The organism is Streptomyces sp. NBC_01515, assembly GCF_045040345.1.
In the GTDB taxonomy this organism is placed as follows: domain Bacteria; phylum Actinomycetota; class Actinomycetes; order Streptomycetales; family Streptomycetaceae; genus Streptomyces.
This window is the reverse complement of record NZ_CP109416.1, coordinates 9,513,083-9,527,208: the sequence shown is the minus strand read 5'-3', so window position 1 is coordinate 9,527,208 and position 14,126 is coordinate 9,513,083. Positions and strand designations below refer to the sequence as shown.

8 protein-coding genes and 3 pseudogenes are annotated in these 14,126 nt (G+C 69.1%); 3 read left to right on the top strand and 8 right to left on the bottom strand.

All coding sequences use genetic code 11. The features are described 5' to 3' along the window. Positions 1-216 precede the first annotated feature (216 nt). Genes OG407_RS42515 through OG407_RS42500 form a run of 4 tightly spaced genes read right to left on the bottom strand, consistent with a single transcriptional unit; the run spans position 217 to position 5,778 of the window. Positions 217-1,179, bottom strand: a complete 963-nt coding sequence (locus tag OG407_RS42515; RefSeq protein WP_405865757.1) for an ABC transporter substrate-binding protein — start codon at positions 1,177-1,179, stop codon at positions 217-219. 14 nt (positions 1,180-1,193) lie between these two features. Next, positions 1,194-3,200 carry an ABC transporter permease gene (locus OG407_RS42510; RefSeq protein ID WP_405865755.1) on the bottom strand — a complete coding sequence of 669 codons (2,007 nt, stop codon included), beginning with the start codon at positions 3,198-3,200 and terminating at the stop codon, positions 1,194-1,196. After that, positions 3,200-4,288, bottom strand: coding sequence for a glycine betaine/L-proline ABC transporter ATP-binding protein (locus tag OG407_RS42505; protein WP_403585538.1), 1,089 nt, complete (start codon positions 4,286-4,288; stop codon positions 3,200-3,202). Before OG407_RS42505 ends, OG407_RS42510 begins: the two co-directional genes overlap by 1 nt. A 20-nt stretch (positions 4,289-4,308) precedes the next feature. Beyond that, entirely contained in the window at positions 4,309-5,778 is a 1,470-nt protein-coding gene (locus OG407_RS42500) for an aldehyde dehydrogenase family protein (RefSeq protein WP_405865753.1), read from the bottom strand. Positions 5,779-6,011: 233 nt separating this feature from the next. Here OG407_RS42500 and purU point away from each other — a divergent pair. Next, positions 6,012-6,881: pseudogene (purU, locus tag OG407_RS42495) on the top strand (formyltetrahydrofolate deformylase); the annotation flags it as partial. Positions 6,882-7,076: 195 nt separating this feature from the next. Here purU and betA read toward each other — a convergent pair. From betA to OG407_RS42475, 4 genes and pseudogenes are all read right to left on the bottom strand, one after another. Further along, positions 7,077-8,747, bottom strand: a complete 1,671-nt coding sequence (gene betA, locus OG407_RS42490) for a choline dehydrogenase (RefSeq protein WP_405865751.1) — start codon at positions 8,745-8,747, stop codon at positions 7,077-7,079. Between the two features lie 178 nt (positions 8,748-8,925). Beyond that, the gene (locus OG407_RS42485) at positions 8,926-9,066 is read right to left on the bottom strand and encodes a hypothetical protein (protein ID WP_405869006.1); all 141 of its coding nucleotides are present in this window, start codon (positions 9,064-9,066) and stop codon (positions 8,926-8,928) included. A gap of 34 nt (positions 9,067-9,100) precedes the next feature. After that, positions 9,101-9,714: pseudogene (locus OG407_RS42480) on the bottom strand (twin-arginine translocation signal domain-containing protein); the annotation flags it as partial. Positions 9,715-9,856: 142 nt separating this feature from the next. Then, positions 9,857-10,027, bottom strand: a pseudogene (locus tag OG407_RS42475) (glycoside hydrolase family 1 protein); the annotation flags it as partial. A 148-nt stretch (positions 10,028-10,175) separates the two neighbouring features. Here OG407_RS42475 and OG407_RS42470 point away from each other — a divergent pair. Both OG407_RS42470 and OG407_RS42465 read left to right on the top strand, forming a co-directional pair. Next, positions 10,176-11,894 carry a hypothetical protein gene (locus OG407_RS42470; protein ID WP_405865749.1) on the top strand — a complete coding sequence of 573 codons (1,719 nt, stop codon included), beginning with the start codon at positions 10,176-10,178 and terminating at the stop codon, positions 11,892-11,894. A 132-nt stretch (positions 11,895-12,026) separates the two neighbouring features. Continuing rightward, on the top strand, positions 12,027-14,075 hold the full coding sequence (locus OG407_RS42465) for a WD40 repeat domain-containing protein (protein WP_405865747.1): 2,049 nt from the start codon (positions 12,027-12,029) through the stop codon (positions 14,073-14,075). Positions 14,076-14,126 lie beyond the last annotated feature (51 nt).

Below are 14,126 nucleotides of genomic sequence, written 5' to 3'. Positions count from 1 at the left end.
CGCCGCACCTCCGGCTAGAAAGCAATCCGGTTGCTGTCTGCGCAACATGCTTCAGGTTGCGCAACTCAATGTGCCCGGCGTGAGGAGCGGGTGTCAAGGGGTCCCGTGACGTCGGACGACGCCCCTGTCACCGGCCGGAACACGGCAATGCCCGACGGGCGGTACGCACCTGCGCGCACCGCCCACCGGGCATGGTCAACCGGGTTCGTCCGCCGCCTACTTGAGCCAGGCGTCGACCTTGGCCTGGTTGGCGTCGACCCACTTCTTCGCCGCGGCGTCGTCGGACAGCTTGTCCTGCGCTATGTACTTGGCCACGGTGTTCTGGTCGTCGTTCGTCCAGTTGAAGTTCTTCACCAGGTTGTAGGCGGGGCTGCCCGACTTGGCGAACTTCGCACTGACGATCTTGTCGAGGTCGTAGACCGGATAGTCGCAGGCGATCTTCGACGCGACGGCGTCACAACCCGTCGTGTACGTGGGCAGGGTGACCTTCTTGAGCGCGACCTCGGAGAGGAACCACTGCGGCTCGTAGAAGTAGCCGATGACCCACTGCTTGTTCTTCTCGGCGGTGCGGAAGGCCTGGATGAGCGCGGTCTCGCTGCCCGCGTACACCACCTTGAAGTCCAGCTTCAGGTTCTTCACCAGCGCGGCGTCGTTGGTGACGTACGACGGGTCGCCGTCGAGGAGTTGGCCCTTGCCGCCCGACTCGGAGGTCTTGAACTCGGACGCGTACTTGTTGAGGTTCTTGTAGTTGAGGATGTCCGGGTGGGCCTTCGCCAGCCACGGCGGCACGTACCAGCCGATGATGCCTTTGTTGCCGGTCTGGCCGGCCTCGACGGCGGTCTTCTGGCCGGTGATGTACTTCTTCTTGAGGTCGTCGTGGCCCCAGTTCTCCAGGACGGCGTCGACCTCGCCGGTGCCGAAGCCCTGCCAGGCGATCTCTTCCTTGAGGTCCTTCTTCTCGACCGTACAGCCGAGTTGGTGCTGCGCGACGTACGCGACGACCGCCGCGTCCGCCTCGTAGCCCACCCAGGGGTTGACCGCGAGGTTGAAGGTGCCGCACTTGCCCGAGCTGCTGCTCGATCCCGAGGAGGTGTCGCCGACCTTCGCCCCGCCGCACGCGGTGAGGGTGAGGCCGAGGACGGCCAGGCCGGCCGCGCCGGTTCGCCAGTGTCTTGCCATGGTGTCGTGCTCCTTTAAGCGCTGGTTCGGCGCGCGGCCGCCTGAGTGATCCGGTCGAACATGACTCCGAGCAGGACGATGGCGAGCCCCGCCGCCAGCCCCTTGCCGTACAGCTCGCCCTGCGAGAATCCGGCCACGACGTCGTAGCCGAGGGCGCCGGCTCCCACCAGGCCGCCCACAACAACCATCGACAGCACGTAGATCAGGCCCTGGTTGGTCGCGAGGGTCAAGGCGCTGCGTGCCATCGGGAGTTGAACCTTGGTGATGATCTGCCAGGTGTTGCACCCGGCCGCGGTGGCCGCCTCGACGGTGGTCTCGGGCACAGCCCGCACCCCGTCGGCGGTGATCTTGATGGCGACCGGTACGGCGTAGACGACGGCGGCGACGATCGCGGTGAAGCGCGTCGCCCCGAACAGCGCGAGGAACGGCACGAGATAGACGAACGGCGGCATGACCTGCGCCGCGTCCAGCGTGGGCCGCAACAGCCGGTCCACCATCGCGCTGCGCCCCATCCACACGCCGAAGGCGATGCCGAACAGCATCACGATCACGGTCGCCACGACGGTCGAGGCGAGTGTCGTCATGGCGTCCGACCACACGCCCGTGCCCACAAGCAGCCCCACGCAGACGGCAGTTGTGACGCCGGAGCGCCACCCGCCGACCACGACACCGATCCCGACCAGTGCCGCGCCGACGAGCCACCACGGCGAGTCGGTGAGGAGCGACTGGAACGGGTTGAGCAGGCCGTTGGTGAGTGCGTTGCGGAAGGCGTTGGTGACGCCCGAGAGGTTGTCCTGCACCCACGTCGTCACGCTGTTCGCGGCGCTCGTGATGTGGGTGCCGGTGCTGCCGTCGCCGGGGAACTGCGCCGCCCACAGGTAGGTGTGCGAGAGGTAGACCAGGACCACGACGCCGACCGCGCCCGAACCGAGCAGCGGCCGGCGCCACTTGAGGAAACGGCCGCTCGAATTGCGGGCCTGCTCCGCACGGGTGCTGGACGCGGTGGTGACCCGGTCGAGGACGATGGCCATGATCACGATGGCCAGGCCGGCGTTGAAGGCCGTACCGACGTCGAGCGTCTGCAGTGCCTGCATGACGGTCTTGCCCAGGCCGGGCGCGTCGATCAGGGCCGCGATGGTGACCATCGCGAGGGCGGCCATGATGGTCTGGTTGACACCCATGACCACGGTCCGTTTGGCCATCGGCAGCAGCACTTTGAGCAGTGACTGCCACCGCGTCGACCCCATGGAATCGGCCGCTTCCACGGTCGTCTCCGGTACGGAGCGGATGCCGTGCGCGGTGATGCGGATCGCGGGCGGGGCGGCGTAGATCACGGTGGCGATGACGGCGGAGGCCGGGCCGATGAGGAAGATCAGGGTCAGCGGGGCCAGGTAGACGAAGGTCGGCATCGTCTGCATGAAGTCGAGGAAGGGCGTGATGATCCGGTTGACCCGGTCGGACAGCCCCGCCCACACCCCCAGCGGGATCGCGAACAGCAGCGCCACGAGGACCGCGGAGAGGGTGAGCGCCAGGGTGTCCATGCTCTCCTGCCACAGCCCCTGCAGCCCGAAGAAGGCGAAGCCGGCCATGGCGAGGAGTGCGACCCGCCAGTTGCCGACGGCCCAGGACACGAAGCCGGCGATGCCGACGACCCCGAGCCAGCCGATCTGCGGCAGTGGGCGGTCGCCGCTCGGCTGCGAGATCAGGTCCTGGACGAAGGTCACCAGGTTGTCGATGACCAGCCGGATCTCGTTGAAGAAGTAGAGGAAGAGCGGGTTGGAGTTGCGGTTGGCGCCGACCGAGTCGTTGAGGTCGTTGAACCAGCGGTGCAGTCCGGTGAGATCGGCCGCCGCGAGCGTCAGCGTCTGCTTGCCGCGCAGCACGGCGAACAGCACGAGCCATACGACGAGGATCGCGCCGACCATCATGGGCCGGGTGATCTTGCGTCGCGGGTTCTTCAACTCCGGTGCGGTGTCCGCGACTTGCTGTGCGGGCTCCGGTTTCTCCACGGCGACGGTCATCACGCGTCGCCTTCCCGCCCGGCGACGACCGCGAGGATCTCCTCGTCGCCGACGATGCCGAGCAGCTTGCCGTTCTCGACGACCTTGACGGGCTTGTCGGCCGCGAGCACCGCGCGCGTGGCCTCACGTACGACGACGTCCGGGCCCAACTCGGGCCCGTCCAGGGCGTCTTCGTCCACCGCCGGGCGCATGATCCAGCGCAGGGTGAGGACGTCACCGCGCGGCACGTCCTTCACGAATTCCCGTACGTAGTCGTCGGCGGGGGCGCCCACCAGCTCGTCCCCGGTCCCGCACTGCACCATCTTGCCGTCGCGCATGATGAGGATGCGGTCGCCCAGCTTGAGGGCCTCGGACAGGTCGTGGGTGATGAACACCATGGTCTTGCCGACCTCGTGGTGCAGTCGGATGACCTCGTTCTGCATGTCGCGGCGGATCAGCGGGTCGAGCGCGGAGAACGGTTCGTCGAAGAGGAGGACGTCCGGGTCACCGGCCAACGCCCGTGCGAGACCGACGCGTTGCTGCATGCCGCCGGAGAGCTGGTCGGGGTAGGAGTTCTCGTACCCGGAGAGCCCCACCAACTCGACGACTTCCAGGGCCCGTTTGGTGCGTTCGGCCTTGCTCATGCCGCGGATCTCCAGGCCGAACGACACGTTGTCGACGACCCGGCGGTGCGGCAGCAGCCCGAAGTGCTGGAAGACCATGGAGAACTTACGGCGCCGCAGCTCGCGCAGCCGCTTGGCGTCCGCGTCCCGGATGTCCTCGCCCTCGAAGACGATCTCACCGGCGGTGGGTTCGATCAGCCGGGTCAGACATCGCACCAGGGTGGACTTCCCGGAGCCGGACAGCCCCATGACGACGAAGACCTCGCCGGGCGAGACCTCGAAGTTCACATCGCGTACGGCGGCGGTGCAGCCGGTGCGGTCCATCAGCTCACGGCGCGTGAGCCCGCACAGTTCCTCGGAATCGGGTACCTGCTCTGCCTTCGGCCCGAACACCTTCCACAGCTTGCGCACGGATATGACCGGGGTGGGGGCCGAGTCCTGGGGAGTGCCGCGCCGCTGCGGCACCTCGGTCTGTGCTGGGGTCACGATCGACCTCTTTTCGGCGTTCAGCCGCGGAACCAGTGCTGCGGCCGGGGTTGGATGTTCTGCCAGATGTGCTTGGGCTCTCGGTACTCGTCCAGGCCGGTCGGTCCCAGCTCCCGGCCCACGCCCGAGTGTCCGAAGCCACCCCATTCCGCTTGCGGCACGTAGGGGTGGTAGTCGTTGATCCACACCGTGCCGTGCCGCAGCCGCCGGGCGACCCGCTGGGCCTTCCCCGCGTCCTGGGTCCAGACGGCGCCGGCGAGTCCGTACTCGGTGTCGTTGGCGATGCGTACGGCGTCGTCCTCGTCGGTGAACCGCTCGACGGTCAGGACCGGTCCAAAGGACTCCTCGTGCACCACCCGCATGTCCTGCGTGCAGCCGTCGAGCACGGTCGGCGGGTAGAAGTGCCCGTCGGCGAGGGCGAGTTCGTCCGGCCGCTCACCACCGCACCTCAGCACGGCCCCCTCGGCGATGCCCGCCGCGACGTACGCCTCGACCTTCTCCAGGTGCCGCGCGGAGATCAACGCCCCGGTCTCGGCCTCGGGATCGAAGGGCCCGCCGAGCCGGATCTGCCGCGCGCGACGCACTACTTCGTCGACGAACCGGTCGTGCAGCGAGTCCTCGACGATCAACCGGGCGCCGGCGGAGCACACTTGGCCCGAGTGCAGGAAGACGGCCGTGAGCGCGAAGTCCACGGCCGTCTCGAAGTCGGCGTCGGCGAAGACGACGTTGGGGTTCTTGCCGCCCAGCTCCAGCGCGACCTTTTTCACGGTCGCGGCGGCGGTGGCCATGATGCGTTTGCCGGTCTCAAGGCCGCCGGTGAAGGAGACCATGTCGACGGCGGGGTCCTCGGAGAGCGGTGCGCCCGCCTCGGGCCCGGCACCGAGCACGAGGTTGGCGGCGCCGGCGGGAAGCCCGGCCTCCTCCAGCGCGCGCATCAGCAGGATGGAGGTGGAGGGAGTCAGCTCACTCGGCTTGAGGACGACCGTGTTCCCCGCGAGGAGCGCCGGAGCGACCTTCCAACTGGCCTGCAGCAGCGGGTAGTTCCAGGGCGTGATGAGCCCGCACACGCCAACGGGCTCGTAGACGACCCGACTTACGGCGTCGTCGCGCCCGGTGTCGATGACCCGTCCGGCATCGGTGCCACCGATCCCGCCGTAGTAACGGAAACAGGAGACGACATCGGCGATGTCGTACTCGCTCTCCACCAGCCGCTTGCCGGTGTCCAGCGACTCGGCGCGGGCGAACTCCTTGGCGTCGCGCTCAAGGATGTCGGCGGTGCGCAGCAGCAGCGCGCCGCGCTCCCGCTCCGGGGTACGCGGCCAGGGCCCTTCGTCGAAGGCGCGGCGGGCGGCGGCGATCGCGGCCTCGGTGTCGGGACGCGTTCCCTCGGACACGGTCGCGGTGAGCGTGCCGTCGGCGGGACAGCGGATGTCACGGTGACCGCCGGCCACCGCGTCGCGCCATTCTCCGTCCACATACAGGTCTGCCACGTGTGGAGCCCTTCGAGCGAATTCCGTTGCGCATCGTGCACCGTATTGCTTGTGGTGGAACACCCTGGCGAATGTGCAGACATACGTCAAGGGGTTGGCAGATGACGATTTCGCCATGCCCCCCATTGCCCGGCCGCCTCTTGACCGCGAGCGGCACCCGGCCTCATCTTGTTGCGTATCGCTCACCATGTTGTGCAATACGCATCGATGTGACGCACCGACGGAGGCTGCCCGTGTCCCCTCGTCCGCACCCTGGCCGCGAATTCGTCCTCACCCTCTCGTGTCCGGACAGCGCCGGGCTGGTCCATGCCGTGAGCGGCTTTCTCGTCCGGAACTCCGGCAACATCCTGGAGAGCCAGCAGTTCGATGATCGACTCAAGGGCCGCTTCTTCATGAGGGTCCACTTCGACGTTTCCGATCCAAACGCCGACCTGGAAACACTGCGTTACCGATTCGGCCCGGTCGCCGAGGCGTACCGCATCTCCTGGACCCTCCGGGACGCCGCCACCCCCACCCGGACCCTGATCATGGTGTCCAAGTTCGGCCACTGCCTGAACGACCTGCTGTTCCGCAAGCGCACCGGCGCCCTCAACATCGAGATCCCGGCGATCGTCTCCAACCACCGAGACTTCGAGGGCCTGGCGGAGACATATGACATCCCCTTCCACCACATCCCCGTCACGAGGGACACGAAGGCGGACGCGGAGGCTCGACTCCTGGAGCTGGTAAGGGAGTTGGACATCGACCTGGTGGTACTGGCCCGCTACATGCAGATCCTCTCCGACGACCTCTGCAAGCAGCTTGAGGGCCACGCCATCAACATCCACCACTCCTTCCTCCCCAGCTTCAAGGGCGCCCGCCCCTACCAGCAGGCCTACGACCGCGGGGTCAAGCTCGTGGGCGCCACGGCGCACTACGTGACACCGGAACTGGACGAGGGCCAGATCATCGACCAGGACGTGGTCCGCGTCGACCACTCGCTCGACCCGGACGAGCTGGTGACGGTGGGGCGGGACGTGGAGGCGCAGGTGCTGGCGCACGCGGTGAAGTGGCACAGCGAGAGCAGGGTGATGGTGTACGGGAATCGGACGGTGGTGTTTCGGTGGGGGTGGGGGTGGGAGTGGGGGTGGGTGCCGGGCACGCTGTATACGGCTTCCGGTAGCGGGACTTGGAGGCACGGGCCCGCACCATCAGCCCGTCCGGCGTTTGAGGACGAGGCCGTTCAGGCCGAAGCGGGGGCCGGGGGGCGACCGCCCCCAGAACCCCCGGCACCCTCAGCCTCTCGACGCCCGGCGCGCTTACCCCGCCTGCTTCTGCTGCGCACCTCGGTGCCGGTAGTACACCGCCGAGGAAGGAGCCAGCGGCTCCTTGCCCAGGATCAGGTCCGCCGCCTTCTCCGCGATCATCATCACCGGCGCGTAGATGTTGCCGTTGGTGACGTACGGCATCACCGACGCGTCCACGACCCGCAGCCCCTCCACCCCGTGCACCCGCATGCTGTCAGGGTCGACGACAGCCATCTCGTCCGTGCCCATCTTGCAGGTGCAGGACGGATGCAGAGCGGTCTCGCCCTCCTTGGCCACCCACGCCAGGATCTCCTCGTCGCTCTCCACGGACGGCCCGGGCGAGATCTCCCCGTCGTTGTAGGGGGCGAGCGCGGGCTGGTTGAGGAGCTTGCGGGCGACCCGGACCGACTCGACCCACTCACGCCGATCCTGTTCCGTGGACAGGTAGTTGAAGCGCAGCGCGGGGTGCTCCAGCGGATCCTTGCTCTTGATCTTCACCGAGCCGATCGCGTCGGAGTACATGGGCCCGACGTGCACCTGGTACCCGTGACCACCGGCCGGCGACGAGCCGTCGTAGCGGACCGCGATGGGCAGGAAGTGGAACATCAGGTTGGGATAGTCGACGTCCTCGTTGCTGCGGGCGAAGCCGCCGGCCTCGAAGTGGTTGGTGGCGGCGGGGCCCTTGCGGAAGAGCCATTGCAGGCCGATGAAGGGGGCGCGCCACTTCGCCATGTACGGCTGCATGGAGACGGGTTGCTTGCAGGCGTACTGGATGTACACCTCCAGGTGGTCCTGCATGTTCTCGCCGACGCCCGGCAGGTCGTGGACGACGTCGATGCCGAGCGCGGTCAGTTCCTCCGCGTTGCCGACACCCGAAAGCTGAAGCAACTGGGGGGAGTTGATCGCGCCGCCGCACAGGATGATCTCGCGGGCGCGCACCTGCCGGACCTTGCCGCGGTGCCGGTACTCGACGCCGACGGCCTTCTTGCCCTCGAAGAGGACGCGGGTGACCATCGCGCGGGTGGTGACGGTGAGGTTGGGCCGCTTGCGCACCGGCTTCAGATACGCCTTCGAAGCCGACAGCCGTCGGCCCCGGCTGACGTTGCGGTCGAAGGGCGCGAAGCCCTCCTGCTGGTAGCCGTTGACGTCCTCGGTGCGCGGATACCCCGCTTCCTGCACGGCGTTGAGGAACGCGCCGAACAACGGGTTGGAGGCGGGGCCGCGTTCCAGGACGAGCGGGCCGTCGTGGCCGCGGAACTCGTCGTCGGGATCGGCCGCGAGGCAGTTCTCCATCCGCCGGAAGTACGGCAGACAGTGCGCGTAGTCCCAGCTCGCCATGCCGGCGTCGGCGGCCCAGCGCTCGTAGTCCATGGGGTTGCCGCGCTGGAAGATCATGCCGTTGATGCTGCTGGAACCGCCGAGCACCTTGCCGCGGGCGTGGTAGACGCGCCGGTCACCCATGTGCGGCTCGGGTTCAGACTCGTACTTCCAGTCGTAGAACCGGCTGCCGATCGGATAGGTCAGCGCGGCCGGCATGTGGATGAAGACGTCCCACGGATAGTCGGGCCGGCCGGCCTCCAGGACCAGCACCTGGTGGGCCGGGTCCGCGGAGAGCCGGTTCGCCAGTGCGCTGCCGGCGGATCCACCGCCGACGATGACGAAGTCGTATTGCAGGGGAGCCATGATCTCTCGTCTCGCTCGCGCCGTAGATACGCGAGGCATGCTAATACGAGTACCGCTATACGCACTAGGTTGCGCGCCACGCAACCTGACGGCCCAGGTTTCCGCCCTGTTTCCAGGCCCGGGTCCCGATTTCCCACCCCGCGGCCCGAGCCGAGTCCCGATCGGCTCCCCGCGCCTCTCAGGTGCTGAAGCGCTCCTTGCCGAGGAGTGGACGCACGAGGGCCTCGGGCGCGGCGTACGGCAGGGCGAGGAAGGAGGCGTGCGGGGTAACGACGCCGAGGGAGTCGTAGCCGTCCTCCTGCATGCCGATCGCGTCCACGCCGTACTCGCGGTAGCCGCCCTCGGGGATGGTGGCCGGGTCCGGCGACCGGGTCGTAGGGGGTGTAGTAGTACGACCAGTCGGCGTCGGCGAGGAACCGGGCGACGCGCGGTCGCAGTTCGGGATCGGCGTCGGCGGCGATCTTCAGGCCGGTGACCAGCCAGGCGTTGTCGACGGTGGAGAGGAAGGGGCGCACCGGGTCGCCCGTCCCGGGCCAGCTGGTGAGGACCGAACCGCCGAACCGCCGTGCGCGTCGTACCAGTTGAACCAGAAGCCGTGCGCGCGTTCCAGTTTCTCGACGGCAGTGAGCGTGCGGGACAGGCGCTGGTGCATGACGGACCCGGAGATCACGCCGAGGCCGGCCGCGGCGACGGTCGACCACAGGACGCAGCCGATGTTGGTCGGCGAGGTCTGGGTCGAGGGCACGGGGGTGCCGGTGCCGGAGACGTCCATCGTGTCGGCGGTCAGGCCGAGTTCGGTGGTCATCCCGGTCATCGAGCGGTAGGTCGCCTCGAACCAGGTCCGCAGCGGCGCGCTGTCGGGGGCGAGGCGGCCACAGGCCGGCGCCGACGCGGAGGCGAGGGGCAGCGCGGCGGTGAGGGCGGCGGCTCCGGCCGTGGCGGTGGTGAGGAACGTACGACGGTTCATGTGGGTCCAACTCCCAGGGGAATGCGGGCGGGACGGGCAAGGGAAGGGGTGTGCGCGTCGTCGTGTCCCGGCGTGGGACAGCGGTGGGGCGGGAGCCGACGTGTTGTCAGGGGCCCGTCGGCTCGCGGGACTTGGGGCGGGGCTACGCGTTCCCGCCTGCCGTGCGCGGCAGTTCGCGGGTGCGGCCCAGGGCGCCGAGCCAGGCGGCGGACGGCTTGGCGGTGCGGGCGAAGGTGACCGGGTCCGCGGCGATCAGGCCGAACGTCGGCCGGTAGGAGCCCCATTCGTAGTTGTCGAGGGCGCTCCACCGCAACGACTGGGACATCCGGTGATGACGTGAACTCGGAGTCGGAAGATTTGGTGATTCAGGGAGCTTTGGGTGGGGTCGGGTGTCGTGGTGGGCGGCACGGGCGGTCCCGTCCTGGCCGCTGTGGAACGGGGGAAGTTCAGTGGTTTACCCGATGCCCGTGCGGTCGGTGATCCGCGACGATGATGTGTCGTACTGGGCCTTCTTCGACGTACTGGGCTCCGGGACTTCGCACACCGAGGGGGATGCCGGCATGTCGTCGAAGAGGTTGGCCCTGTGGGGTGAAGAGCTTTTCTGGAGCAGGGAGGAGGAGCGACGTGGTGGCCTGGCGCCGGAGAACCACGCGGAACTCGCCCTCGTGCGAAGGGGGTTCGAGCCCTGTCTGCTGGCTGTGCTCCGGCTGTCTCTGGGGACTGCCCCGGACACCCGCGTCTCCGACGGGTGGTTCCGGCAGGCACTCGCCCGCACGGGCCACCTCGCCCGGGCGGCCGAGTCGGCGTACGCCATCGATGACGAGGCCGAGCGGAGTGAGGAACTCCTGGCCCTGGTGAAGGCCGCCGCCGGCGCCGAAGACCTGTGCGCGGCACAGGAGTTGGCCGAGGCTATCCCCGTGCGCCAAGTGCGAGACCGGGCGCTGGTCGCCCTGGTGCCGGCGTGGGCCCTCGCGGGCGAGCGCGACCGGGCTGTCGCCGTGGCGGGGAGCGTGCGTTATCCGCACAACTGGGGTGTGGCGTGGGCCCTGTTGGCGAAAGCCTCGGCCGACAGGGGTGACGTTCTCGACGCCCTCGGGTTCGCTGGGCGCGCCGACGCCGAGGCGAGTTCTGCCGGCTTTGACGGGACGGGAGAGGTGCTTGCCCTTCTCGTGGAGGTGGCGGACGCCGTCGGCGACCAGGTGCGGGCGGCCCTGCTCGCCGATCGCGTCGAGGACTTCGCGCGGTCGCACAGGTCGAGCTCGCCGGGCCCGTGGGGTCAACCCGGGCCGCTGGCCGTGGTGTTGGCTCGGGAGGCGCTGAGAGGGGACTTGGATCGGGTCGATGCTTTGCTGCGGGGGACGGTCGGTGCGGGGGGTGGGGGCGGGGGCGGGTTGGGCGGCGACCACTCCGGCGGCCAGGGCGTGGCCCCGCAAACGGAGCCGGACACGTTCATCACGTACCTGCCGGTGCCCCGTTCCCCTCTCGGTGCCTTGGACACGGCCCGTGTGCTGGACGCGGTCGCCGGAACCGCCGCCCAGGACGTGGCCCTCGGTCTGGCGGACCGGGCGGAGGCGTTGCTCGACACCGTCGTAGGCCTTGATCGGCATGATCTGCTGCGCTCCTTGGTGCTTCTGCTGGCCCGGCACGGGGAGGTCGAACGGGCCATGGCGCTCGCCGACCGGATCGACTCCCCCGTGGCGCGTGCGGGGCAACAGGCGGAGATCGTCGGGCAGTTGGCCCGCTACGGCGACACGGAACGAGCCGAGACTCTCGCACGCGGGATCACCGACCGCCGGGCGCAGGCCAGGGCGCTGATCGACGTGGTCCGCGAGTTGGCCCGGCGCGGTGATCCGGACCAAGCCGAGGCCGTGGCCCACTCGATCACGGACCGCTGGGCGGAAGGCGAGGCGCTGATCGCGGTCGTCCGGGAAGTCGGGCGGCGCGGCGATCCGGACCGCGCGGAGGTCCTCGCCCGCTCGATCGTCTACCGCGCGACCCGAGACCGTGCGCTGGTCGCACTCGCGGAGCTGTCCGATCCGCCCCGCGCCCGCAGGCTGGCCGCGCAGGTCATGGTCCTCGACGGCTGGGTCCCTGCCCTGCCCTTGCTGGAGCGGCTCGCGCCACGTGCGCTGGCAACCGTCGCCGACCATGCCGAGGAGTTGCTGCCCGACAGCGCGTGACGGGCCGCCCTACCTCTCCCGCGTCTCCCGCCTCTCCATCTTCTGCTTCTTCTGCTTCTTCTGCTTCTTCTGCTTCTTCTGCTTCTTCTGCTTCTTCTGCTTCTTGTCAGTGCTGATTGCGAGACTCACTCCATGATTCCGAAACTGCCTCTGCAGAGCCCTCGTTGGCGTGACCTCGCCGGTGTGACAGCCGAGGAGGTGCAAGCGCTCCTGGAACAGATGGCCTCAACTGCCGTCACCGGCGCCGACGATGAATGGCGGCAGACCTGGACGTACATGACCGACGACCTGATGGCCGACGGCACCGTGTACGACAGCGCCTACGCGGTCCTGCCCCATCTCGTCGAGGCGGCAGCGGAGTTGCCCCCGGATCAGTCGGTGGACTTCTGGGTGGACATGGGCTTCATCGTGACCGCGGAGGACAGGCCCCCCGTCCCGGCCGATCTGGAGGCGGGGTTCAGTGCCGCGCTCCGGCTGGCCGAGCGGGCGGCCACACGGAGCCTCCTTGACGCCGGTGCTCCCGCGAAGGTCTGCGGCCAACTCGCCCTGAGCTGCGTCGCCTTCGCCGGTCACCACATCGGCGCGGCGCTGCGGCGCCTTGAACCCGGGGAAAGTTACCTTCAGTTGGTGTGTCCCGGGTGCGAGTACGACACCGAGATGCTCACGTTCTTCGTGGACCCGGTGCATCCGTCTTTCGAGGCCCCCGAGTTGCCCGATCCGGACCACCGTGCCCGTCAGGGGCAGCATCCCTGGGGTGAAGTCGCCGACGCATTGCGGGCGGAAACCCTGGGGCAGGAGTGGGAGCCCTTCCTGCGGGTGGCACGTGCGGTCGCGGCGGCAGGGGTCCCCGTCGGAACACCGGGGCCTGCCGTCCTGTGCCTGGTCGCCGGGATGGTCGCGGCCAAGGGCACCCCGCAGTGGGCCGGAAGCGAATGGGCCCGCCAACTGGCCCTGCTCACCGGCCACTTCCGCTGCTGGAACTGCGAACAGACCTGGACGATCGCCGACGGCCTGGTGGAGAACCCGCACGGCGCCCGCCCCCAGAGCGTCGCCGCGCAGGCATCGACGGACGCCGCCGACAGCTCGGCTACTGCGGTGCAGCCAGCAACAGGTGAACCCACAGACGACGCAACCCCCCGTCTCCGGCAGGACGGAAACGCTCTTCTCACAGCCGACGGCACGCCCTGGGGCCGTATAACACTGTTCTCCGATTCCGCACCGGGTTCACCCAGCGGCGTCGACTCGCTGACGGTGGTGGCCCTCCCCGATGGGCCAACGCTCGTGGCCGGAGCCTGTGTTGGCGCCGGAGACAAGGGCCTGGTGTGTCTGTGGGACGTGGCCGACGGCCGGCTCGTCCATGGGCCGCTGGCCGGACATCCCGACCGTGTCCGCGCGTTGACGGCGCTGCCCCTTGCCGAGGGCCGCGTCCTTCTGGCGAGTGGGGGCGACAGCGGGGCGATCGGCCTGTGGGATGCCGTTACCGGGCGGCCGGTTCGAGAGCCCATCGCCAACTGGCTCGGCGAGGTGACCGGGATGTGCACCGCGCCCCTCACCGACGGTCGGACCCTGCTCGTCACCGCCACCTCCCGAGGCGCGGTCCGGTTGCGGGACCCGGCCACGGGTGAACCTGTCGGGCGGCTCAACCCCTCCGGTCGTCCGATCCGGTCGCTCGCCGCCGTCCCGGTCGCCGACGGACGGACGATGATCGCGGCCGCGGACACCCAGGGCGGCGTTCACATGTGGGACCCGGCCGTCGACGACCCCTGGGACCCGGGCACGGCCGTGCAATTGAAGGACCGCGCGCTCAGCGATGGCGGACACCGGGTGGCAGCCGTCGCGGCGGTACCCACGCCCGGCGGAACCCTCCTGGCGACCGCCGACGATCGCGGCGTAGTCATGCTCTGGGACCCGGCCACCGGAACGCCGGTCGGCGAGGGGCTGCCTCCCGCGACAGGCACCGCAGGCCTACCGGTCATGGCTGCCACCACACCACACGACGGGCGCACCGTCCTGGTCACGGGCACCCGGCGCGGGCACGACCTGCGGGTGTGGGAACCGGCGACCGGCGCGGTGCGGCAGATATCCCTGGATGTGACCATCACCTGCCTGACCGCCGCGGGTTCCGACCTGCTCGTCGGACACGACCACGGAGTTATCGGAGTCCCCCTCACGAGGCAGTGAACCGACCCCGTACCGACCCGCCGGCCGGCCGGCCGTGCCTGCGTCGCCAAC

What these genes read in the sequence shown, in the direction of transcription:
- OG407_RS42510 (WP_405865755.1), bottom strand. Translation starts at nt 3,200, where the DNA reads ATGACCGTCGCCGTGGAGAAACCGGAGCCCGCACAGCAAGTCGCGGAC.
- OG407_RS42465 (WP_405865747.1), top strand. Translation starts at nt 12,027, where the DNA reads ATGATTCCGAAACTGCCTCTGCAGAGCCCTCGTTGGCGTGACCTCGCC.
- OG407_RS42470 (WP_405865749.1), top strand. Translation starts at nt 10,176, where the DNA reads ATGCCCGTGCGGTCGGTGATCCGCGACGATGATGTGTCGTACTGGGCC.
- betA (WP_405865751.1), bottom strand. Translation starts at nt 8,747, where the DNA reads ATGGCTCCCCTGCAATACGACTTCGTCATCGTCGGCGGTGGATCCGCC.
- OG407_RS42515 (WP_405865757.1), bottom strand. Translation starts at nt 1,179, where the DNA reads ATGGCAAGACACTGGCGAACCGGCGCGGCCGGCCTGGCCGTCCTCGGC.